Consider the following 223-nt stretch of genomic DNA (forward strand, 5'->3'; position numbering starts at 1 on the left):
GAAGTCCAGTATGTATTAGTAAAAAACAGCTCGCCTATAACAGGAATATCTTTTAAAACTGGAATATCGACTTTTTTAAAACTATATTGAATCGTACCAGTTTGTCCTTTTCCATAAATTAATTTCACTAAAAACAGCGCAAGACCTGCGGCTAATAAATTGATTGCCACTCCAGAAACGGTTTGATCGGCGCGAAATGTAATCGATGCAACCGCATGCAAAG

1 pseudogene is annotated in these 223 nt (G+C 36.8%); it reads right to left on the minus strand.

The annotated features are described in order from the left end of the window. A pseudogene (locus ACTXGU_RS22465) lies at positions 1-223 on the minus strand (ABC transporter permease); the annotation flags it as partial.

The organism is Niallia sp. 01092, assembly GCF_052318935.1.
In the GTDB taxonomy this organism is placed as follows: domain Bacteria; phylum Bacillota; class Bacilli; order Bacillales; family Cytobacillaceae; genus Niallia.